Here is a 21184-nt window from a genome sequence, read left to right on the forward strand (position 1 = left end):
CGCCAGACCGCTTACATCGGTGCAGAGTTTTCCCGCGCCGCCGACCGGAAAACCCCGGTTCGGCGGCGCAATCATGAAAGACACGGGCATGGCATCTGCTGCAGAGCAAATGGCGGCGAACCTCAGCTGGGGCGCCCTTGGCAAGGCCACGGACCTTCGCCAACGCATCTTCTTCACCATCGGCCTTCTGATCGTCTACCGCCTTGGCACCTATATCCCGGTGCCGGGCATTGATGGCGCTGCGCTGCGCGAATTCATGTCGGGGGTTTCGGCCGGACTGGGCGGCATCCTCAACATGTTCACTGGCGGTGCGATCAGCCGCATGGGCATCTTCGCGCTTGGGATCATGCCCTATATCTCGGCTTCGATCATCGTGCAGCTTCTGGCGTCGATGGTTCCGGCGCTGGAGCAGTTGAAGAAAGAGGGCGAACAAGGCCGCAAGAAGATGAACCAGTATACGCGCTACGGCACCGTAGCGCTGGCACTGTTTCAGGCCTGGGGGATCGCGGTCAGCCTTGAGGCTGGCGATCTGGCGCATGATCCGGGGCTGTTCTTCAAGCTGTCGGTCGTGGTGACGCTGGTGGGCGGAACCATGTTCCTGATGTGGCTGGGCGAGCAGATCACCGCGCGCGGCATCGGTAACGGCACCTCGCTCATAATCTTCGTCGGTATCGTCGCCGAAATTCCCGCTGCGCTGGCACAATTCTTCAGCCAGGGCCGTTCGGGTGCGATCTCGCCCGGCGTCATCATCGGCGTGATCGTGATGGTCGTCGTCGTGATCGCTTTTGTGGTGTTCATGGAGCGCGCCCTGCGCAAGATCCATATCCAGTATCCGCGCCGTCAGGTCGGGATGAAGATTTATGACGGCGGCTCGTCGCATCTGCCGGTCAAGGTCAACCCCGCCGGTGTGATCCCGGCGATCTTCGCATCGTCGCTGCTGCTGCTGCCGACGACCATTGCCGCCTTCTCCGGTCAGGGGGCGGGGCCGGTCATGTCCACGATCCTTGCCTATTTCGGGCCGGGGCAACCGCTGTATCTGCTGTTCTTCACGTCGATGATCGTGTTCTTCGCCTATTTCTACACGTTCAACGTGTCGTTCAAGGTTGATGACGTGGCCGAGAACCTGAAGAACCAGAACGGTTTCGTGCCCGGTATCCGTCCCGGCAAGAAGACCGAGGAATATCTGGAATATGTGGTCACGCGGGTTTTGGTCCTGGGTGCAGCTTATCTGGCCTTTGTCTGCCTGCTGCCCGAGATCATCCGCCATCAGCTTTCGATCCCCTTCTACTTTGGTGGGACTTCCGTGCTGATCGTGGTTTCGGTGACGATGGACACGATCAACCAGATCCAGTCGCATCTGCTAGCGCATCAGTATGAGGGGCTGATCGAAAAATCGCAGCTTCGCGGCCGAAAGCGCAGCGGGGCCAAGACGCCGACGCGTCGCTAAAATACACGAGGGACAGCACACCATGGTCAATATCATCCTTCTGGGGCCGCCGGGCGCAGGCAAGGGCACGCAAGCCAAGCGGCTAGTGGACGAACGGAACATGGTGCAGCTGTCCACCGGCGACATGCTGCGCGAGGCCAAGACCTCGGGCACCGAGATGGGCCGTCGTGTGGCCGAGGTGATGGACAAGGGGCAACTGGTGACGGACGAGATCGTCATCGGGCTGATCGAGGAAAAGATGGCCGGCCCCGCAGGCGGCGGCTTTATCTTCGACGGTTTTCCCCGGACGCTGGCACAGGCCGATGCCTTGGGCGCGCTGCTGGCGCGGACCGGGCAGAAGCTTGATGCGGTGATCGAGCTGGTGGTGGATGACGAGGCGCTGGTTGCCCGCATTGTCCGCCGGGCCGAAGAAGCGGCGGCGGCGGGTCAGCCTGTCCGCGCCGACGACAATCCCGAGGTCTTTGCCGGGCGTCTGCGTGAGTATTACAAGAAGACAGCGCCGCTTCTTGGCTACTACTATGCCAAGGGTGACCTGAAGCAGGTGGATGGCATGGCGCCGATGGCCGATGTCGGCGCAGCGATTGCGAAACTGCTTGACAGCAAGTGAAACTTGCCTTTCGCGCCTTGACGGGCGTCTGAAAACCCCCTAAGCCACGGCGTCCCGAAAGGGAATCGTCCGTGGCTTTGGTTTTCCGCTTTGGAGAATCGGTCAGGGGCTGTCGAACCGGGCGGCTGTTAATGCACTCATCAGGCCGCACCGGAGTTGTGAAAAAAGGTTCTGGCATTACGGAACCGCAACAATGAAGGAATACACGCGTGGCACGTATTGCTGGCGTTAACATCCCGACCGGGAAGCGCGTCCCGATCTCTCTCCAATACATTCATGGCATCGGCGCCTTCTATGCCGAACAGATCTGTGAAGCTCTGAATATCGACCGCTCCCGTCGCGTGAACGAGCTTTCGGACGCCGAAGTTCTGGCCATCCGTGAATACATCGACGCCAACTTCACCGTTGAAGGCGACCTGCGCCGTGAAGTCTCGATGAACATCAAGCGTCTGATGGACCTCGGCTGCTACCGCGGCCTGCGTCACCGTCGGAACCTCCCGGTTCGCGGTCAGCGCACCCACACCAACGCCCGCACCCGCAAGGGCCCGGCCAAGCCGATCGCCGGCAAGAAGAAGTAAGGGGAGGGTGTAAACATGGCTCGTGACAAGACCCGCATGAAGCGGAAAGAGCGCAAGAACATCGCCGCTGGCGTTGTTCATGTGAACTCCTCGTTCAACAACACCAAGATCCTGATCTCGGACGTCCAGGGCAATGCGATCTCGTGGTCGTCCTCGGGCACCATGGGCTTCAAGGGGTCGCGCAAATCGACCCCCTACGCCGCCCAGATGGCCGCCGAGGATGCTGCCCGCAAGGCGCAGGAACATGGCATGAAGACCGTCGAGGTTGAAGTGCAGGGTCCGGGTTCGGGCCGCGAATCGGCGCTGCGTGCGCTGGCTGCGGTTGGCCTGACCATCACCTCGATCCGTGACGTGACCCCGCTGGCGCACAACGGCTGCCGCCCGCCCAAGCGTCGTCGCGTCTGACGCATGAGTTTCGATCGGGCCGCGCCATGTTTGCGCGGCCCGGTTTCGTATTTCTGAACCTCGGGCGTTTTCCGCTTCTTGGTCATGGGCGGAAAACAGGAATGGAGGCGAAAGCATGATCCACAAGAATTGGGCGGAACTGATCAAGCCGACGCAGCTTGTCGTGAAACCGGGGCCCGATGCCTCGCGCAGCGCGACAGTTGTGGCTGAACCGCTGGAGCGTGGCTTCGGCCTGACGCTGGGCAATGCGCTGCGCCGCGTGCTGATGTCGTCGCTGCAAGGCGGTGCGATCACCGCCGTCCAGATCGACAATGTCCTGCACGAATTCTCCAGCGTCGCTGGTGTGCGTGAGGATGTCACCGACATCGTGCTGAACCTCAAGGGCGTGTCGCTTAAGATGGAAGTCGAGGGGCCGAAGCGCCTGTCGATCTCGGCCAAGGGGCCGGGCGTCGTGACTGCTGCCGACATTTCGGAGTCGAATGGCATCGAAGTCCTGAACAAGGACCATGTGATCTGCCACCTCGACGACGGTGCCGATGTCTACATGGAACTGACGGTGAATACCGGCAAGGGCTATGTCTCGGCTGACAAGAACAAGCCGGAAGATGCGCCGATTGGCCTGATCGCCATCGACGCCATCTTCTCGCCGGTCAAGAAAGTCAGCTACGAAGTGCAGCCCACCCGCGAGGGGCAGGTGCTGGACTATGACAAGCTGACCATGAAGATCGAAACCAACGGCGGTCTGACGCCTGAGGATGCTGTGGCCTATGCCGCGCGCATCCTTCAGGATCAGCTTGCGATCTTCGTGAACTTCGACGAGCCGGAATCGGCTTCGCGCAGCGAAGTGGAAGACGGGTTGGAATTCAACCCGCTGCTGCTGAAGAAGGTTGACGAGCTGGAGCTGTCGGTCCGTTCGGCGAACTGCCTGAAGAACGACAACATCGTCTATATCGGCGATCTGATCCAGAAAACCGAAGCCGAGATGCTGCGCACCCCGAACTTCGGCCGCAAGTCGCTGAACGAGATCAAGGAAGTGCTCTCGGGCATGGGTCTGCACCTTGGCATGGATGTCGAGGACTGGCCGCCGGAGAACATCGAAGATCTGGCCAAGCGCTTCGAAGACCAGTTCTGAGGCTTTCGGGGGGCGGTGACGCCCCCCTGCAATGCCCGCGATGGCGGGGAACCTTGGGCAATTCCGCCCCAACGACGCGGCCCCAACGCAGGGCTGCAACACAAAGCAAAACCGTAGGAGACCACCATGCGTCACGCTCGCGGCTACCGCCGTCTGAACCGCACCCACGAACACCGCAAGGCGCTGTTCGCCAATATGTCCGGCTCGCTCATCGAGCACGAACAGATCAAGACGACCCTTCCGAAAGCGAAGGAACTGCGTCCGATCATCGAAAAGCTGATCACGCTTGCGAAGCGCGGTGACCTGCACGCCCGCCGTCAAGCTGCTGCCCAGCTCAAAGAGGACAAGCACGTTGCGCGCCTGTTCGACATCCTCGGCCCGCGCTACAAGGACCGTCAGGGCGGCTACGTCCGCATCCTGAAAGCCGGGTTCCGCTATGGCGACATGGCACCGATGGCGATCATCGAATTCGTGGATCGTGACCCCTCGGCCAAAGGCGCTGCCGACCGCGCCCGCGTCGAGGCCGAAGAGGCTGCGGAAGACTGATCTTCCCGCCGTTTCAGGCACAGGAAGGCCCGCCGTTCTGGCGGGCCTTTTGCATTTGCAGGGGCACGGTCCCGCTTTTGTGAGGCATCGCGCCTTGCACCTTTGGGGTGCGTCGCGCCATATCGGGGCGAACTGCCTGAAACCGGAGCCTTTTGATGCCTCGTTTGCCAGTCGCCCTTGCCGCCTGCCTGATGCTGCTTCCCGTCACCGCACCCGCCGATACCGTGCCAGGTTCGCAGGCCGAGATCACCATGAGCTTCGCGCCCGTGGTGAAGGCCGCGACCCCGGCGGTGGTGAACATCTATGCGACGGTCGTGGTGCAGCGGCGCGAGACGCCATTTGCCGGCGATCCGTTCTTCGAGCAATTCTTTCAGGACTTCGGCCGTGTCACGCCGCGCGTGCAGAACTCGCTCGGTTCGGGGGTGATCGTCAGCCCCGAGGGGATCGTGGTCTCAAATTACCACGTTGTCGGGCAGGCGACGGAGATCCGGGTGGAGCTGTCGGACCGCCGCGAATACCGCGCGCATGTGCTGCTGGCGGATGAGCAGGCCGATCTTGCCGTGCTGCAACTGGAAGGCGCGGCCGATCTGCCCTCGCTGCCGTTGCGCAATTCCGACGATCTGGAGGTAGGCGATCTGGTTCTGGCCATCGGCAACCCTTTCGGGGTGGGACAGACGGTGTCTTCGGGCATCGTTTCGGGGCTTGGCCGGTCGTCGCTGGCGGTGGGCGGCGGGCGCAGCTATTTCGTGCAGACCGATGCGGCGATCAACCCCGGCAACTCGGGCGGCGCGCTGGTCGATATGAAGGGTCAGCTTGTCGGTATCAATACCGCCATCGTCACCAAGGGCGGCGGGTCCAACGGGATCGGGTTTGCGATTCCCGCCAATCTGGTGCGCAACTTCATTGATCAGGCCAAGGCGGGCGAGACGCGGTTCAAACGGCCCTGGGCCGGGGTGACCGGGCAGGCGATGGATTCGGCCATGGCCGAGGCGCTGGGTCTGCCGCGGCCCGAAGGGGTGGTTCTGTCGGCACTGCACCCGGACAGCCCGTTCAGGGTGGCGGGGCTGGACGTCGGTGACATCATCCTGTCGGTCGATGGCGAGGCGACGGATACACCGCAGGGCGTGATGTTCCGGCTGGCGGCGCTTGGGGTGGGTCGTGAAATCACGGTGGATTACCTGCATCGGGGCGAGGCGCGTCAGGCCAGGGTTGCCCTGGTCGCGCCGCCTGACAGCCCGGCGCGCGAGGCGGTGACGCTGGGCGAAAGCAGCGTCTTGCAGGGGCTGGAGGTGGCGCGCATCAATCCGGCTGTTCTGGACGAACTGGAGCTGAGTGACAGCCCGGCCGACGGCGTGATTGTGACGGAGGCCAAGGGACCGGCCGGGCGCACAGGGCTGCGCCCCGGTGATGTGCTGCGGGCGATCAACGGCGAGGCGGTCAAGGTGCCGGGCGATGTGGTGCGGCTGACCGCGCCCGGCCCGCGCCGCTGGGGCATCGAGGTGCAGCGCGGCGGGCAGCAGCTTTTGCTGCGCTTCCGCATCTGACCTTTCGCCGCCCGCGCGGGCGGCGTAATCTTGCACCATGGCCGATCTGTTCGACTCCCCCTCTGCCCCCAAGCCCGAGGCGCCGCGCCCGCTGGCGGACAGGCTGCGTCCGCGTAGCCTGGACGAGGTAATCGGGCAGGGCCATGTGCTTGGCCCCGACGGACCGCTGGGCGCCATGCTGGCGGCGGGCAGCCTGTCGTCGCTGATCCTCTGGGGGCCGCCGGGGGTGGGCAAGACCACCATCGCGCGGCTGCTGGCCGATCAGACCAAGCTGGCCTTTGTGCAGATCAGCGCGATCTTCACCGGGGTGCCAGAACTGCGGAAGGTGTTCGAACAGGCGAAGATCCGGCGCGGCAACGGGCAGGGAACCCTGCTGTTCGTGGATGAGATCCACCGCTTCAACAAGGCGCAGCAAGACGGGTTTCTGCCACATATGGAGGATGGCACCATCCTTCTGGTCGGTGCCACGACCGAAAACCCCTCGTTTGAACTGAACGCCGCGCTTCTGAGCCGGGCGCAGGTGATCGTGCTGGAACGGCTGAGCCTCGCTGATCTGGAACGCCTTGCGCAAAGGGCCGAGAAGGAGCTGGGCCGCGCCCTGCCGCTGAACGGCGAGGCGCGCGATACTTTGCTGGAAATGGCCGATGGGGATGGCCGGGCGCTGCTGAACCTGATCGAGCAGGTGTCGGCCCACAAGGGCGGGACGCTGACGCCGGAACAGCTTGGCCAGCGGCTGATGCGGCGGGCGACCAAATATGACAAGTCGGGCGAGGAACATTACAACCTCATCTCTGCCCTGCACAAATCGGTGCGCGGCAGCGACCCGGATGCTGCCCTTTACTGGTTCGCCCGCATGCTGGAAGGCGGCGAAGACCCGCGCTTTCTGGCCCGCCGCCTGACCCGCATGGCGGTGGAGGATATTAGCCTCGCCGATCCGCAGGCGCAGGCGGTCTGCATTGATGCCTGGCAGACCTATGAACGGCTAGGCAGCCCCGAGGGCGAATTGGCGCTGGCCAATGCCGTGGTTTATCTGGCGCTCGCGCCCAAGTCGAACGGCGTTTATGTGGCCTACAAGGCCGCACGGGCGGCCGCGCGCGACACCGGCAGCCTGCCGCCGCCGCTGCATATCCGAAACGCGCCGACCAAGCTGATGAAAGAGATCGGCTATGGTGCGGGCTATGCCTATGACCATGATGCCGAGGACGGCTTTTCAGGGCAGGATTATTTCCCCGAAGGCATGAAACGCCCCGTGTTCTACGCGCCACCGGAACGTGGCTTCGAACGCGAGCTGAAAAAGCGTGTGGATTATTTTGCGAAGCTGCGCGCCCGGCGCAACGGGGTGTGACAGCGGCGGGCTTGTGGCGGCTGGTGCGGCATGACACATTCAGGATGTGACATGTGAGGACTAGATGAGCCTTCCCTACCAATCTGCCCATGAAGAACTGCATTTCATCAACCGCTCCGGCTGGCTGCGCGCGGCCGTTCTGGGGGCGAATGATGGCATCGTTTCCGTAGCTTCGCTGATCGTGGGGGTGGCGGCGGCCGATCCCTCGCCCTCGGCCGTGCTGATCGCAGGCGCCGCCGGACTTGCCGCAGGTGCCATGTCGATGGCGGCAGGCGAATATGTCTCGGTCAGTTCGCAATCCGATATCGAGCGTGCCGATATTGCGCGCGAACGGCAGGCACAGATCGACATGCCCGAGGAGGAAGAGCGTGAACTGGCCTCGATCTACGAAGCGCGGGGGCTTTCACCGGCGACTGCGGCGCTTGTGGCGCGCGAGTTGACCGAGAAGGATGCGCTTGGCGCCCATGTGCGCGAGGAACTGGGGTTAAGCGAGGTGCATGCCGCCAACCCCTTGCAGGCGGCCTTCGCTTCGGGCCTGACCTTCTCGATTGCGGCGGCGATGCCGTTGCTGGCGGCGATTCTGGCCCCGGAAGGGCTGGTGATCCCCGTGGTGGTGATCGCGACGCTGGTCTGCCTTGCGGTGCTGGGTGCGCTGGGGGCGCAGGCGGGCGGCGCGCCGAAACTGCGGGCGACTTTGCGGGTGCTGTTCTGGGGGGCGGCGGCCATGGCGATTACCGCCGGGGTTGGCCATGTCTTCGGTATTGCTGTCTGAGGCAGCGGGCCGGAAAGAGGAACGGCGCGCCAGGGGCGCGCCGTTTTTTGTTCAGCGGGTGAACTTCTTGTATTTCACACGCTTGGGGTTCACGGAATCCGGGCCGAGGCGGCGGATCTTATCCTGTTCGTAATCGTCGAAGTTGCCTTCGAAGAACTCCACATGCGCATCGCCTTCAAAGGCGAGGATATGGGTGCAGAGGCGGTCAAGGAAGAAACGGTCGTGCGAGATTATGACCGCGCAGCCGGCGAATTCTTCGATTGCCGCTTCAAGCGCCTGAAGGGTTTCAACGTCAAGGTCGTTGGTCGGTTCGTCAAGCAGCAGGACGTTGCCGCCCGATTTCAGCAGCTTGGCCATGTGAACGCGGTTGCGCTCACCGCCCGACAGGATGCCGACCTTCTTCTGCTGGTCAGACCCCTTGAAGTTGAAGGAGGAGCAATAGGCGCGGCTGTTCACCTCGGCATCACCCAGAACCACGATGTCGAGGCTGTCGGTGATTTCCTCCCAGACGTTCTTGTTCGGGTCGAGGCTGTCGCGTGACTGATCGACATAGGACAGTTGCACGGTATCGCCCAGCGTGATGGTGCCGCTGTCGGGCTGTTCCTGCCCGGTGATCATCTTCATCAGCGTGGATTTCCCCGCGCCGTTGGGGCCGATCACGCCGATGATGCCGCCGGGCGGCAGCATGAAGGACAGGTTTTCAATCAGCTGCTTGTCACCCATCGCCTTGGAGACATTCTCGAATTCGATGACCTTGGACCCAAGGCGCGGGCCGTGCGGAATGATGATCTGGGCGCGGCCGACCAGTTCCTTGACCGACTCGTCGGCCATCTTCTCATAGGCCTGGATACGGGCTTTCGATTTCGCCTGACGGGCCTTGGCCCCGGCGCGGATCCAGTCCAGTTCCTTTTCAAGAACCTTCTGCTTGGCCTTGTCCTCGCGGGCTTCCTGCGCAAGGCGCTTGGCCTTGGCGTCCAGCCAGGAGGAATAGTTGCCTTCGTGCGGCAGGCCGCGGCCACGTTCGAGTTCCAGAATCCATGTCGTGATGTCATCCAGAAAGTAACGGTCGTGGGTGACGGTCAGGATGGTGCCCTTGTATTCGATCAGGTGCTTTTGCAGCCAGGCGATCGTTTCGGCATCCAGGTGGTTGGTCGGTTCGTCCAGCAGCAGCATGTCGGGCGCTTCAAGAAGCAGCTTGCACAGCGCGACCCGGCGGCGCTCGCCACCCGAAAGTGTTGCGACATTGGCATCGTCCGGCGGGCAGCGCAGAGCCTCCATCGCGATGTCGATCTGGCTGTCCAGATCCCACAGGTTTTCTGCGTCGATCTCGTCTTGCAACCGCGACATCTCGTCGGCGGTTTCATCCGAGTAGTTCATGGCGAGTTCGTTGTAGCGGTCGAGTTTGGCCTGTTTCGCGGCGACGCCCAGCTTCACATTCTCGCGCACAGACAGCGCTTCGTCGAGTTGCGGTTCCTGCGGCAGATAGCCCACGGTCGCGCCCTTGGCGGCCCAGGCTTCGCCGGTGAAATCCTTGTCCCAGCCGGCCATGACGCGCAGCAGGGTGGACTTACCGGCGCCGTTGACGCCGACCACACCGATCTTCACGCCGGGAAGGAAGTTCAGGCGGATGTTCTCGAACACCTTCTTGCCGCCGGGATAGGTCTTGGAGACGCCATCCATGTGGTAAACGTATTGATAGCTGGCCATCGCGGGATCTCCGTATCGCGGGTTGGCGCGTGTGTAGCGGAAGCAGCGGCGAAGGGCAACGCGCGCGCATCAAGCTGTGCTGGCGGCGGACATGGAGGGCAAAAGTTTTCCGAAAAACTTTTGCAAATTTCTTTCAAGAAATTTGGGCCGGGCTCAGCCGTTTCTCGAACCAGTGATCGGCGTAGGGGTTACGGTTGTAGCGGGGGATCTCGGTCCAGCCGTCGCGCAGGTAAAGCGCCTGCGCCTCGGGCAGGTGGCGGCTGGTATCAAGGCGAAGGTGGCTCAGCCCCATGCCGCGTGCGGCGGTTTCCACCTCTGCCATCAGGCGGCGGGCGAGTCCCTGTCCGCGGGCGACGGGCGCAACCCAGAGGCGTTTTACCTCGCCCGCACCGGGCGGCAGGCCCTCGGCCCCGGTGCGCAGGGCGACGCAGCCCACTGGAGCGTCGCTTCCCGCGATCAGGAACAGCCCGCGCGGCGGTTGCAGCGCGCCGGGATCGGCATCGGCATAGGGATCGAAGGTCTGGCCGAACCGCGCACTGAGTTCGGCGAAATAGGCAACAAGGCAGGCGGTTGCCTCGGGCGTATCGACGGGAAAGGGGCGGATCGGGATCATGGCCTGTTGTCACCTGCGTATCGGCCCTTGGCAAGCCTTTGTCCGCATGGTTTGAACGCGGGACAGGGAGGCAGGGATGCGTCAGGGGTTTCCGATTGCGACGCGCGGCATGACAGTGGGGCTGTTGGGCGGGTCATTCGATCCTGCGCATCAGGGCCATGTGCATATCACGCGCGAGGCTTTGCGCCGGTTCGGGCTGGACCGCGTGTGGTGGCTGGTGACCCCCGGCAACCCGTTAAAGGCGCGTCAGCCGGCGCCAATGGCCGAGCGGCTGGCGCGGGCGCGGGCCTTGATGCGGCATCCGCGCGTCGTGGTCACCGATCTGGAGGCGCATCTGGGCACGCGCTACACGGCGGCGACGATCCGGCAGTTGCAGGCGCTTTATCCGGGGGTGAATTTCGTCTGGCTGATGGGGGCCGACAATCTGGTGCAATTCCACCGCTGGGACCGTTGGGAACAGATCATGCAGGCGGTGCCGGTTGGCGTGCTGGCGCGGCCGGGCTGGGGGCTGAAGGGGCGGATGGGCCGGGCGGCGCGTGTCTATGCGCGCGAGCGGGTGACCGAAGGTGCGGCGGGCAAGCTTGGGCTGCTCAGGCCGCCGGTCTGGGTTCTGGCCGATGTGCCGCTGAACGATCTGTCTTCCAGCGCAATCCGGGCGCGCGGGGAGTGGGGGCAGGGCGGCAAGGCGCCGCCGGGCTGAGTACGCGGGGTTCCGTGCGCCGCTTCGGGGCGCTATGCCTTGGGCGTTGAACAGGAGTGAGTCCCGATGTCCCGGTCCCCGATCCTTCCGACCCGGCGTTTCGTGCTTGGCGGCCTTCTGGCCGGTGCGGCGACGCCGCTTTGGGCCGAGGCGCCCGCGACCTCGCCGCTGCCGCGTCGCAGGGGCGACGGCGGTGCGGTGCGGACCGAGTTACAAAGCGCTGACCAGCTGATCGAGGCGGCGAAGCTGGGCGGGGCCTTTGGCTTTGTCGTGGCCGATGCGGAAACCGGTGCGGTGATCGAAGCGCGTGACGCCGATCTGTCGGTGCCGCCCGCCAGTGTGCTGAAATCGGTGACGGCGGCCTATGCGCTGGACCGGCTGGGGCCCGCGCATCGTTTTCAGACCCGCGTTCTGCGGGCAGGTCCGATCGTGCAGGGTGTGGTTCAGGGCGATCTGATCCTTGCCGGGGGCGGCGACCCGGTGCTGGATACCGACATGCTGGGCGATCTGGCGGCAAAGCTTGCGGCGGCCGGGATCAAGGGCGCGACGGGCCGGTTCCTCGTCTGGGGTGGGGCGCTGCCCCGTCTGGCGCGTATCGACAGCGAACAGCCGGAATTCGTGGGATACAACCCGGCCGTGGCGGGGCTGAACCTAAACTTCAACCGTGTGCATTTCGAATGGCGCCGGGCCGGGGCAGACTGGCGGCTGAGCATGGATGCGCGGGCCGAGCGGTTCGTCCCCGAGGTGCATATGGCCAGTGTGCGTATTGCCAAACGCGCGCGGCCGCTGTTCACCTATGAGAGTGAGGCAGGCACCGATCGCTGGACGGTGGCCTCCGAGGCTCTGGGCAAGGGCGGTGCGCGTTGGCTGCCGGTGCGGCATCCGGCGCTGTATGCGGGCGATGTGTTCCGGACGCTGGTTGCGGCGCAGGGGATCGGGCTCGCCGCGCCCGAGGTGGTGGACGCATTGCCAGAAGCGGCCGAACTGGTGGCCCGGCATGACAGCCCCGCGCTGGACGGCATCCTGAAAGGGATGCTGGAGCATTCGACCAATCTCACGGCCGAGGTGTCGGGCATGGCGGCTTCGCAAGCGGCCAGTCTGCGGGCCTCGGCCGTGGCGATGCAGGAATGGGCGCGGCTGCGGCACGGCATGTCGGCCCATTTCGTCGATCATTCCGGGCTGGGCGGGCAGAACCGCATCACGGCGGCCGACATGGCGCGGATGCTGGCCGATGTGCAGGCGGGCGCGCTGCCGGGCCTGATGAAGAATTACGGAATGCGGGATGACAGGGGCAAGGTCATCAAAGGGCATCCGGTGCAGGTGCGTGCCAAGACCGGCACGTTGAATTTCGTTTCGTCGCTGGCCGGGTATATTTCGCCCCCCGGCGGCCGTCGGTTGGCCTTTGCCATCTTCGCCGCCGATACCGCCCGACGCGATGCCCTGCCGCCCGAGGCGCGGGAACAGCCGGCAGGCGGGCTGGATTACCAGAAGCGCGCACGGCGGCTGCAATCCGCCCTCATTGCACGCTGGGCCGTGCTGCACGGCTGATCTGCGGCATTTCCTGCGGTCTTCCCCCTTGATCATGAAACCTGCACGGTCAAGACTGCCTCCGTCTTACGGTGGAGGTTGGCTTGCGCAAGGTTCTGGGGATCGGGGCGATGGCTCTGGCTGTCGCGGGGCTGGGGCTTTGGGCGAATGGTCATCAGGCCCCTGCCATGCAGGCGCGGATCGCTGCCGAGGCGGCACAGGTGGCCGAAGGCTCGGTGCATGGCATATCGACCATGGTGTCCGGGCGTGACATCAATGTCGCAGGGCTGGCGGATAGTGCCGGGGAACGCGATGCGCTGATGGTGGCGCTGAACGCGGTTCCGGGACGGCGTGTGGTGCGGGGCGAATTGGAGCTTCTGCCCGCCGCCGCGCCGTTTGAAACGGCGGTATTCAAGGCGGCGGATGGCGGGCTTTCGGCCAGCGGTCATATCCCGACCGAAAAGGCGCGCGCTGTGCTGGTGCCTGTGCTGGGTGAAGCGTCCTCGGGGCTCGTGTTGGCCTCCGGGGCGCCGGAGGGTCAGATGGCAGCGGTCGAGGCAGGGATCGCGGCGCTGGGGCCGATGATCCTTGGCGCGGCAGAGGTCAGCGACGGCAAGCTGCGCGTCACGGGCGAGGTGCTGGGCCCGGCCGAGCGGGATGCAGTTCTTGCAGCGGTTCAGGGCTTGCCGGAGGGTGCTGTCCAGACGGATCTGACACTTCAGGACGATGGCACACCGCCCGACTGGACGCTCGATTATTCGGCGATGCAGGGTGCGGTCGTGACCGGGAAGCTGCCCAAGGGGCTGGATGTGGCGGCAGTGGCCGGGGCCCTTGGTCTTGACCGTATCGGGAACGAGGCGCAAGCGGCGCTGATCGGCGATCCTGCACCCGAGGTGCCAGCGCTGTTTGTGGCGCTGAAAAGCTGGATGGCGGATTTTGAACGCCTGCGCGTGCGGATCGGTCAGGGCGGCAGCCGGGTCGAGGCCGGGTTCGGCGCCGGGGCCGACCCTGAACTGATCGCCGGGCGGCTGGCAGAGGCGCTTGGCCCGGATGTGGCGCTGGACATTGATGTCGTGACCAGCGAGCAGGCAGAGGGCACCGAACGGATGAATGCCGCGACCGGGCAGGTCGAGCGGCTTTCGGCGGGCTATTGGCTGCCGGTCGCCGATTTTGCTGCGGATCGGGCGAGTTGTCAGGCGCAGGCCGAAGCCGTTCTGGGCGGAGCGACCGTCAGTTTCGTGACCGGCTCCGACCGGCTGGATGCCGATGCCTTGCGTGTGCTGAACCGGCTGGCGGCGGTTATTGCGCCCTGTGCAGCCGTGGGACTGAAGGCCGAGATCGGGGGGCATACCGATGCGACGGGCGATCCCTTGGGCAATATCGGGCTGAGCCAGCGCCGGGCCGAGGCGGTGCGCGCCGCGCTGGTGGCGCGTGGTGTATCGGCGGCCATGCTTCGGGCGCGGGGCTATGGCGCCTCGATGCCGGTGGCCGACAATGCGACGGATGAAGGCCGGGCGAAGAACCGGCGTACCACGGTGCTGTGGTCTGAGTGATCGGGACAGAGGAGAGTGCATATGTTCAGGAACTGGGGGTTCCTTGTCGGTGAAATCTGGGTGCTGTTGCTGTTGGCTGCCCTGGTCGGGCTGCTGGCGGGATGGATCATCTGGGGGCGGCGCAGCACGACAACCGTGACGGTCGATGAGGGTGCGGCGGACCGGCTGCGCCACAGCCTTGCGGCTTGCGAGGCACGGGGCAGCGATCAGGCGTCGCGCATTGCGGCGCTGGAGGCCGAACTGGAGGTCACCAGGCGCCGGGCCGAGGATGCGGCTATGGCGCAGATTGTAGCACCGGCTGCGGCAATGGTCCCGATGCCAGCGAAAGCCCAGCGTCCCGAGGCGTTGTCAGCCCCGCGTGACGGCGCGGCGGATGACCTGAAGCTGATCAAGGGTGTGGGGCCGAAGCTGGAGACCCTTTTGCACCGGCTGGGCTTTTTCCATTTCGACCAGATCGCCAACTGGACGGCGGCAGAAATCGCTTGGGTGGACGAGAACCTTGAAGGCTTCAAGGGCCGCGTCACACGCGATGAATGGGTGGCGCAGGCGCGCGATCTGGCCGCAGGCCAGCCGCCACGCCCCGGCGGCGAGGGCTGAGGGAAGGCCCGGACTTCTGTTCCGGGCCTTTGCAATTTCAGGGCTTCAGATGGCGGACCCGGGCGCTCCACTCGATTGCCACGGCATGCAGGCGGTCGATCGACAGCTCGTTGCGCACCTCTTCCAGCATGCGCAGTTCAACCTCGTTCAGCTGGCCGTCGGCGGCCGCCACATCACACGCCAGCGCGTAGGCGGTTTCAAACAGCCGGTCGGGCAGCGCGTCGCGGATCAGGCCGAACAGGGCATCCAGCCCGTCTTCCTCTTCGAACAGGTCGAAGACGGTCTGCGCGACGGGGCGCAGACGGTCGGTATCGTAATCGGCGAAGACCGGCATGTGATTCACCATGCGCTGAATCGCCACCAGTTCTGAGGTGCGCATGTTTTCATCCGAGGCGGAAACCGCGATCATAACGGCAACAAGCGCGTCCTGCGGAGAAAGGGAAGGGGGCGTATCGGGCACGAGGGTCGTCCTTTGCACTGTATCGCCCCCGAGAATATTGACGCCGGGCAGGGGCGGCAATAGGACAGGCGGGTTCTGCGCGGGCACGGGGCCCGCGATATGAAAGGATCCGCCGATGTCCGCCCTTCGTGACGCCGCGATGAAATCGAAAGCCTGGCCCTTTGAAGAGGCCCGGAAGATTCTCAAGCGGTATGAAAAGAAGGCGCCGGAAAAGGGCTATGTCCTGTTCGAGACGGGTTATGGCCCCTCGGGCCTGCCGCATATCGGCACCTTCGGTGAGGTGGCGCGCACCACGATGATCCGCCGCGCGTTTGAGGTGATCAGCGACATTCCGACGCGGCTGATCTGCTTTTCCGACGATGTGGACGGCATGCGCAAGGTGCCGGAAAATGTGCCGAACCAAGAGCTTCTGCACGCCAATATCCAGAAGCCGCTGACCTCGGTCCCCGATCCGTTCGGGGAATATGAGAGCTTTGGCCACCACAACAACGCGATGCTGCGGCGGTTCCTCGATACCTTCGGGTTTGAATACGAGTTCATCAGCGCGACCGAGTTCTACAAGTCCGGCCGCTTTGACGACACGCTGAAGCTGGCGACGGAACGCTATGACGCGATCATGGCGATCATGCTGAAATCGCTGCGCGAGGAACGCCAGCAGACCTATAGCTGCTTCCTGCCGATCCACCCCGAAACGGGGCGGGTGCTCTATGTGCCGATGAAGAACGTCGATCCGGTGAACCACACCATCACCTTCGACGACGAGGATGGCCGCGAATGGACGCTGCCGGTGACCGGCGGCCATGTGAAACTGCAATGGAAGCCTGATTTCGGCGCCCGCTGGGCGGCGCTGGATGTGGACTTCGAGATGTATGGCAAGGACCACTCCACCAATACCCCGATCTATGACGGGATTTGCGAGGTGCTGGGTGGCAAGAAGCCGGAACACTTCACCTATGAACTGTTCCTGGATGAGCATGGCCAGAAGATTTCGAAATCCAAGGGCAACGGGCTGACCATAGACGAATGGCTGACCTATGCCTCGGCCGAAAGCCTGAGCTATTTCATGTATCAGAAGCCCAAGACGGCCAAGCGGTTGTGGTGGGATGTGATCCCGCGCGCGGTGGATGAATACCACCAGCAACTGCGCGCCTATCCAACACAGGATGTGGACCAGCAGGTGAACAATCCGGTCTGGCACATCCACGGCGGCAACCCGCCGGAATCGAAGATGGTGGTGCCGTTCTCCATGCTGCTCAACCTTGCCTCGGTGGCCGGGGCGACGGATGCCAAGGGGCTGTGGGGCTTCATCAAGCGCTATGCGCCGGAGGCAAGCCCCGAGGGCAACCCCGATCTGGATGCGGCGGCGGGCTATGCGGTGCGCTATTTCACCGACAAGATCGCGCCGACCCGTGTGTTCCGTCTGCCGACCGATCAGGAACGCGCGGCGATCATGGATCTGCGGGCGCGTCTGGTCGCGTGGGAAGGCGGTCTGGACGACGAGGCGCTGCAAAGCATGGTCTTTGCCGTCGGCAAAGATCACGGGTTCGAGCCGCTGCGCGATTGGTTCAAGGCGCTTTACGAGGTCCTGCTGGGCGCCAGCGAAGGGCCACGTTTCGGCGGGTTCATCGCGCTCTACGGTGTGCAGGAGACTGTGGCGCTGATTGATCGGGGCCTTGCGGGCGAACTGGCAGCCTGAAGCGGCCTCGCAGACAAAGAAAGGGCACGCCATGGCGTGCCCTTTTCGCATTCAGGCGACCTGCGCACGCCAGAGCCGCCACCATTTGACCCAGAGCGTGGCCATTTCCTCGGGGTCGCCCGCAAACAGGCGGGCGCCCAGCGGATAGGCCTCAACCTCGATGGCGAGCTGTGCCTCGCGGCAGCGGGTGGCGACGGCCTCGCGCGCTTCGGGTTTCACGTCGCTTTCCGGCATCGCGGCGATATGGTCGGCCAGAACCTCGAAATCATGATGCTGGCCCAGCATTTCGCCCAAGGCATCGGCCGAGGTGACAAAGGGGCGCATGACATCGCGCCAGACCGGCTGGAACAGCCGCGCCTGATACCAGAAATCCTTGGCGCGCTTGCGCCAGTCGTGCACAGCCTCGGCGTTGCCGCTGTCACGGGCCTCACGCATGGCGCGGCGGGCGCGTTCGCGGGTTTCGGCCAGACCGGCGGTCAGGATGCTGCGATCCGAACCCGAAAGCTCCCAGTTTTCCACGCGCAGCGACAGCGAGGCGAAGAACACGCCCAGATCCGGCGGTGGGGTGGTGGCAACGGCCGCTTCGGCCACCAGTTGCGCGCGCAGCGCCCCCAATGCCGTGGACGGATCATTGCCGGCAATCATGTCAAACGTCCTGAGCCGGGTCGCGGCATCACGTTGTGCGGCAAGGCGTCTGGCCGCATCGCGCAAAAGCACATTTTCGGCCGGTTGCACACGGCGCAGCCCGCTGCGCGTCAGCCGCAGAAGGGCGCGCAATTTCTTGATCCGTTTACGGATGTCATGCACCGTCTTGGGGTCGAGAGGTTCCGCGCTGTCCAGATGGCTGCGCAGGGGCGCGATCTCGGACCGGGCGATGCGGCGCAGGCTATCCTGCAACGATCCGTCGGCGAGATCGAATTGATAGGTCGTCATGGAGGCTCCGGTTCGGCAGAACTGCCTTGTCGCCCCGGCCTAACCGGAGGTTGTAACTGTCATATGACAGTTTTGTGACGCCAGCGGATCATTGCCGATGCAGAGGTGTTGCGCCGTGGACCTCCGTGGCGCGCGGTTGTCGCAGACCGGCTTAACCGCGCCTTGCTACCCCTGTGCCCGGTGCGCGCGGCAGGCGCGGGAACAGAAGGCGAGGATGTGAGATGAACAAGGCGATTACCGATGGTCTGGTGCTGATGCCGCCGCCGTTTTCAGCCGGACTGAGCCAATGGTCGCGCGAGGATGGCACACCGGGAACGGCGACCTATGCCGGGCAGCCCAATGCGGCGCTGGTGCCATCGGATCAGGATTTCGCGGGCTGTCTGGAATTGCAGAAGGCCGAAACGGTGCAACGGTTGCGCTATATGGGGCAGACGCCGATCGAACCGGGGCTGTATCTGCGTGTCACCGTGCGGATCAAGGCGGTGGCGGGCAATATGCCGTCGGTCCGCATCGCGGCCTATGCCGGGCGGGCGAACGGCAGCGCGGTCAGCGTTCCGTTGACCGGCCCCGCAGTTGCGCTGACAAGCTATGGCGAGGTGGTGACCGTCAGCGCGATCATCGGATCGGGCAACCGGCAGGGTGTCGATCTGGTCTGGGGGGTGGAGCCGGTCTATGGCCATTTCGGGCTGGACCTGACCGGGGCGAATGGCGGCGTGGTGCGCATCGACGACATTGTCATCGCAGATGTGACCGAGGTCTTTCACCGCAAGATGATCGACGTGGTGGATGTGCGGGACTACGGTGCCATTGGGGATGGCACGACGAATGACGCCGATGCCTTTGCGGCGGCCGATGCGGCGGCGGACGGCCGCACGGTTCTGGTGTCCGAAGGCACTTACCGGATCGGCGGCAATTTCACCTTCAACAACCCGGTCCGGTTTGAAGGCACTCTGTCGATGCCCGGCAATGCGCGGCTGACCTGCACGCGGAACTACGACCTGAACACCTATGCCGCCGCTTTCGGGAGTGAACTCGAGGGCTTCAGGCGCGGGCTTCAGACGCTGTTCTATTTTACGGACCATGTCGTCTTTGACCTGTCTGGCCGCAAGGTGGACCTGACCGCCCCCATCGACGTGGCCGATCTGTGCGGCCTGACGAGCCTGTCAAGCCGCCGCGTGCTGACAAACGGCTTGTTGAATGCCGCAAGCTCGCCCGCATGGGACAGCGATACCGTCACCTCGGTCGCCACCTACAGCCCCGGCAATGCCTCGCGTCTGACCAATGTGGCGAATGTGGCGAACATTCCGGTCGGTGCGCGAGTCAGCGGCACGGGTGTCGGGCGCGAGGTCTATGTGCGGGAAAAGAACGTGGGGGCTGGCACGGTCACGCTGTCAGCGCCGCTGTGGGGGGCGGAGGGCACACGGACATTCACCTTCACCCGCTACAAATATCTGCTGGATTTCTCTGGCTTCGACAATCTTGCCCGGTTCGAGATCACCGACATCGACTTCGGTTGTTCGGGGCGGGCCAGTGCGATCATGCTGGCCAAAAGCGGCCTGACCTTCCGCATTGCCGATTGCGTGTTCACCGGACCGAAGGACCGGGGCATCACCTCCATCGGGTCGGGCTGTCAGGGGATGATTGTCGATCAGTGCCAGTTTCTGTCGGACGAACAGGCCATGGCGGCGCAGAACCGCAATACCATCGCGCTGAACTCGAACGCCAATGACCTGAAGCTGCGCGACAACCGCGTGGTGCGCTTTGCCAGTTTCGCGGTGATGGGCGGCAATGGCAATATGTTCATCGGCAACCATTTCTTCGGTGGCGATGATCAGACCGACGGGCTGCGGCAGGCGGGGATCGTGCTGACCAACACCAATTGCAAGACGATCTTCACCGGCAATTACATCGACAACTGCTGGATCGAGTGGTCGAATGAACATGACCCGGCGCCCGAATTCGCCAGCGAGTTTTCGTTCGGGGCGCTGACGCTGACGGGCAATATCTTCACTGCCAACGATGTATCGGCCGCCTTCCGCTGGCTGGTGATCCGGCCGCGCGGGCCGGGGCATTTCATCAACGGGCTGTCGGTTACCGGCAATGTATTCCGTCTGGTCAATGCCTCGATTGACCGGGTGGAGAAGGTCGATACCTCGCAGGCGGGGCTGGATCATGGCCGTGCCCGCAACATCACCTTTGACGGCAATACGTTCAATGGCGTCTCGCAGGTGACCATGAGCCCGGTGACAGTCGGCATCAGCCAGAACACTGCCGCCGCGACCTGGACGGTGGATGCGGGCGGTTACTTCCCCTTTGGGGGCTATGCCCTTGCCTGCACCTCGGTTCAGGCTGAAGGCGCCTTGCGCAACGGGGCGAACAGCGTGGTGGATGCGACCTGCTACGCCGAGGTGCGACAAGGGGGAGGCGAAGACAGGGTGGCGTTGAAATGGTCATCCAGCGTGAAGGGCAAGGCGCTGGTGACCATCCGTTGTGACAGCCCGAACTAGCGCAGATCCTCGGGGGACAGCCGGAAGGCGCGGGCGAAACCGCCGTTCAACAGCGCGCCTTTCGGCTCCAGCCGCAGAAAGGCGAAATCCGCAAAGTCGATATACAGCTTCGCCTTCGGATGCATCGCCAGCCAGTGATCGCGCAGCGCCGGGTAATCGGCCCCTGCGCGATCCACCGGGCGGGCGGTGATCCGCAGCATCAGGCGCGGATGGGTCAGCGGGTCGCCTTTGTCGCCCGGCTCGCCCACCATCACGGCGGCTTCGGGGTTCTGCTCCAGCGCGGGGCGATGGGCCGCCAGTGACGATACCAGCGTCAGCGGGCAGCAATCGGGCGCAAGGCCAAAGGCGATGCGGCTGATCCCCGGCGTTCCGGTGGCCGGATCGGTATAAGCCAGCGCAGCATGGCGGGCATTGGTCAGCAGGTCGCGGGCAAGCGCGCGGGCATCGTCATCGGCGGGTTGCACGGGGTCGGGACGGGGTTGCGACATGGGGCCTCCGGGGCGCTGGGCGGGTAT

20 protein-coding genes are annotated in these 21184 nt (G+C 64.2%); 15 read left to right on the forward strand and 5 right to left on the reverse strand.

The genetic code is table 11. From position 1 onward, the window contains the following. The first annotated feature begins 88 nt into the window (after positions 1-88). From secY to D2N39_RS03610, 9 genes are all read left to right on the forward strand, one after another. On the forward strand, positions 89-1447 hold the full coding sequence (gene secY / locus D2N39_RS03570; protein ID WP_119133428.1) for a preprotein translocase subunit SecY: 1359 nt from the start codon (positions 89-91) through the stop codon (positions 1445-1447). Between the two features lie 22 nt (positions 1448-1469). Beyond that, positions 1470-2054 carry an adenylate kinase gene (locus D2N39_RS03575; RefSeq protein ID WP_119133429.1) on the forward strand — a complete coding sequence of 195 codons (585 nt, stop codon included), beginning with the start codon at positions 1470-1472 and terminating at the stop codon, positions 2052-2054. 209 nt (positions 2055-2263) lie between these two features. After that, on the forward strand, positions 2264-2632 hold the full coding sequence (rpsM, locus tag D2N39_RS03580; RefSeq protein WP_119133430.1) for a 30S ribosomal protein S13: 369 nt from the start codon (positions 2264-2266) through the stop codon (positions 2630-2632). A 15-nt stretch (positions 2633-2647) separates the two neighbouring features. Next, positions 2648-3037: a 30S ribosomal protein S11 gene (rpsK, locus tag D2N39_RS03585; protein WP_054301602.1), complete on the forward strand. Its 390-nt coding sequence runs from the start codon at positions 2648-2650 to the stop codon at positions 3035-3037. Between the two features lie 115 nt (positions 3038-3152). Then, the gene (locus D2N39_RS03590) at positions 3153-4169 is read left to right on the forward strand and encodes a DNA-directed RNA polymerase subunit alpha (RefSeq protein ID WP_119133431.1); all 1017 of its coding nucleotides are present in this window, start codon (positions 3153-3155) and stop codon (positions 4167-4169) included. A 126-nt stretch (positions 4170-4295) separates the two neighbouring features. Continuing rightward, complete coding sequence (gene rplQ / locus D2N39_RS03595; RefSeq protein WP_119133432.1) at positions 4296-4715, forward strand: 50S ribosomal protein L17; 420 nt, start codon at positions 4296-4298, stop codon at positions 4713-4715. A gap of 155 nt (positions 4716-4870) precedes the next feature. After that, positions 4871-6259, forward strand: coding sequence for a trypsin-like peptidase domain-containing protein (locus D2N39_RS03600; protein WP_119133433.1), 1389 nt, complete (start codon positions 4871-4873; stop codon positions 6257-6259). 37 nt (positions 6260-6296) lie between these two features. Beyond that, positions 6297-7604: a replication-associated recombination protein A gene (locus tag D2N39_RS03605; RefSeq protein ID WP_119133434.1), complete on the forward strand. Its 1308-nt coding sequence runs from the start codon at positions 6297-6299 to the stop codon at positions 7602-7604. A 64-nt stretch (positions 7605-7668) separates the two neighbouring features. Continuing rightward, the gene (locus tag D2N39_RS03610; RefSeq protein ID WP_054301597.1) at positions 7669-8376 is read left to right on the forward strand and encodes a VIT1/CCC1 transporter family protein; all 708 of its coding nucleotides are present in this window, start codon (positions 7669-7671) and stop codon (positions 8374-8376) included. Between the two features lie 51 nt (positions 8377-8427). Here D2N39_RS03610 and ettA read toward each other — a convergent pair whose 3' ends face one another. Together ettA and D2N39_RS03620 are read right to left on the reverse strand one after the other, a co-directional pair. Next, positions 8428-10083, reverse strand: coding sequence for an energy-dependent translational throttle protein EttA (gene ettA / locus D2N39_RS03615; RefSeq protein WP_119133435.1), 1656 nt, complete (start codon positions 10081-10083; stop codon positions 8428-8430). Positions 10084-10216: 133 nt separating this feature from the next. After that, positions 10217-10696 (reverse strand): GNAT family N-acetyltransferase, encoded by a 480-nt coding sequence (locus D2N39_RS03620; RefSeq protein ID WP_119133436.1) that lies wholly within the window; start codon positions 10694-10696, stop codon positions 10217-10219. Positions 10697-10772: 76 nt separating this feature from the next. On the opposite strand from D2N39_RS03620, the gene D2N39_RS03625 reads away from it, so the two are divergent. From D2N39_RS03625 to D2N39_RS23625, 4 genes are all read left to right on the forward strand, one after another. After that, on the forward strand, positions 10773-11396 hold the full coding sequence (locus D2N39_RS03625) for a nicotinate-nucleotide adenylyltransferase (RefSeq protein ID WP_119133437.1): 624 nt from the start codon (positions 10773-10775) through the stop codon (positions 11394-11396). Between the two features lie 66 nt (positions 11397-11462). After that, entirely contained in the window at positions 11463-12944 is a 1482-nt protein-coding gene (gene dacB, locus D2N39_RS03630) for a D-alanyl-D-alanine carboxypeptidase/D-alanyl-D-alanine endopeptidase (protein WP_233557046.1), read from the forward strand. Between the two features lie 83 nt (positions 12945-13027). After that, positions 13028-14476 (forward strand): OmpA family protein, encoded by a 1449-nt coding sequence (locus D2N39_RS03635; RefSeq protein ID WP_147373447.1) that lies wholly within the window; start codon positions 13028-13030, stop codon positions 14474-14476. A gap of 21 nt (positions 14477-14497) precedes the next feature. Further along, positions 14498-15073: a hypothetical protein gene (locus D2N39_RS23625; protein WP_119133439.1), complete on the forward strand. Its 576-nt coding sequence runs from the start codon at positions 14498-14500 to the stop codon at positions 15071-15073. Positions 15074-15110: 37 nt separating this feature from the next. Here D2N39_RS23625 and D2N39_RS03645 read toward each other — a convergent pair whose 3' ends face one another. Further along, on the reverse strand, positions 15111-15482 hold the full coding sequence (locus D2N39_RS03645) for a tellurite resistance TerB family protein (protein ID WP_407645534.1): 372 nt from the start codon (positions 15480-15482) through the stop codon (positions 15111-15113). 166 nt (positions 15483-15648) lie between these two features. Between D2N39_RS03645 and D2N39_RS03650 the strand changes: the two genes are divergently transcribed. Beyond that, entirely contained in the window at positions 15649-17229 is a 1581-nt protein-coding gene (locus D2N39_RS03650; protein WP_119133441.1) for a lysine--tRNA ligase, read from the forward strand. A gap of 51 nt (positions 17230-17280) precedes the next feature. Here D2N39_RS03650 and D2N39_RS03655 read toward each other — a convergent pair whose 3' ends face one another. After that, positions 17281-18162, reverse strand: a complete 882-nt coding sequence (locus D2N39_RS03655; RefSeq protein ID WP_119133442.1) for a CHAD domain-containing protein — start codon at positions 18160-18162, stop codon at positions 17281-17283. Between the two features lie 221 nt (positions 18163-18383). On the opposite strand from D2N39_RS03655, the gene D2N39_RS03660 reads away from it, so the two are divergent. After that, positions 18384-20669 (forward strand): right-handed parallel beta-helix repeat-containing protein, encoded by a 2286-nt coding sequence (locus D2N39_RS03660; protein WP_119133443.1) that lies wholly within the window; start codon positions 18384-18386, stop codon positions 20667-20669. On the opposite strand, the gene D2N39_RS03665 is transcribed toward D2N39_RS03660, so the two are convergent. After that, complete coding sequence (locus D2N39_RS03665) at positions 20666-21157, reverse strand: HugZ family pyridoxamine 5'-phosphate oxidase (protein ID WP_119133444.1); 492 nt, start codon at positions 21155-21157, stop codon at positions 20666-20668. The two genes, D2N39_RS03660 and D2N39_RS03665, sit on opposite strands and share 4 nt — an antisense overlap. Positions 21158-21184: the final 27 nt, after the last annotated feature.

The organism is Gemmobacter lutimaris (assembly GCF_003570715.1).
Taxonomy (GTDB): domain Bacteria; phylum Pseudomonadota; class Alphaproteobacteria; order Rhodobacterales; family Rhodobacteraceae; genus Gemmobacter; species Gemmobacter lutimaris.

Coding starts and splice junctions, on each gene's coding strand:
- rplQ (WP_119133432.1), top strand. CDS start 4,296: ATGCGTCACGCTCGCGGCTACCGCCGTCTGAACCGCACCCACGAACAC.
- D2N39_RS03610 (WP_054301597.1), top strand. CDS start 7,669: ATGAGCCTTCCCTACCAATCTGCCCATGAAGAACTGCATTTCATCAAC.
- D2N39_RS03655 (WP_119133442.1), bottom strand. CDS start 18,162: ATGACGACCTATCAATTCGATCTCGCCGACGGATCGTTGCAGGATAGC.
- D2N39_RS03575 (WP_119133429.1), top strand. CDS start 1,470: ATGGTCAATATCATCCTTCTGGGGCCGCCGGGCGCAGGCAAGGGCACG.
- secY (WP_119133428.1), top strand. CDS start 89: ATGGCATCTGCTGCAGAGCAAATGGCGGCGAACCTCAGCTGGGGCGCC.
- rpsK (WP_054301602.1), top strand. CDS start 2,648: ATGGCTCGTGACAAGACCCGCATGAAGCGGAAAGAGCGCAAGAACATC.
- D2N39_RS03600 (WP_119133433.1), top strand. CDS start 4,871: ATGCCTCGTTTGCCAGTCGCCCTTGCCGCCTGCCTGATGCTGCTTCCC.
- D2N39_RS03660 (WP_119133443.1), top strand. CDS start 18,384: ATGAACAAGGCGATTACCGATGGTCTGGTGCTGATGCCGCCGCCGTTT.
- D2N39_RS03605 (WP_119133434.1), top strand. CDS start 6,297: ATGGCCGATCTGTTCGACTCCCCCTCTGCCCCCAAGCCCGAGGCGCCG.
- D2N39_RS03645 (WP_407645534.1), bottom strand. CDS start 15,482: ATGATCGCGGTTTCCGCCTCGGATGAAAACATGCGCACCTCAGAACTG.
- D2N39_RS03665 (WP_119133444.1), bottom strand. CDS start 21,157: ATGTCGCAACCCCGTCCCGACCCCGTGCAACCCGCCGATGACGATGCC.
- D2N39_RS03620 (WP_119133436.1), bottom strand. CDS start 10,696: ATGATCCCGATCCGCCCCTTTCCCGTCGATACGCCCGAGGCAACCGCC.
- dacB (WP_233557046.1), top strand. CDS start 11,463: ATGTCCCGGTCCCCGATCCTTCCGACCCGGCGTTTCGTGCTTGGCGGC.
- ettA (WP_119133435.1), bottom strand. CDS start 10,083: ATGGCCAGCTATCAATACGTTTACCACATGGATGGCGTCTCCAAGACC.
- D2N39_RS03650 (WP_119133441.1), top strand. CDS start 15,649: ATGTCCGCCCTTCGTGACGCCGCGATGAAATCGAAAGCCTGGCCCTTT.
- D2N39_RS03590 (WP_119133431.1), top strand. CDS start 3,153: ATGATCCACAAGAATTGGGCGGAACTGATCAAGCCGACGCAGCTTGTC.
- D2N39_RS03625 (WP_119133437.1), top strand. CDS start 10,773: ATGCGTCAGGGGTTTCCGATTGCGACGCGCGGCATGACAGTGGGGCTG.
- D2N39_RS23625 (WP_119133439.1), top strand. CDS start 14,498: ATGTTCAGGAACTGGGGGTTCCTTGTCGGTGAAATCTGGGTGCTGTTG.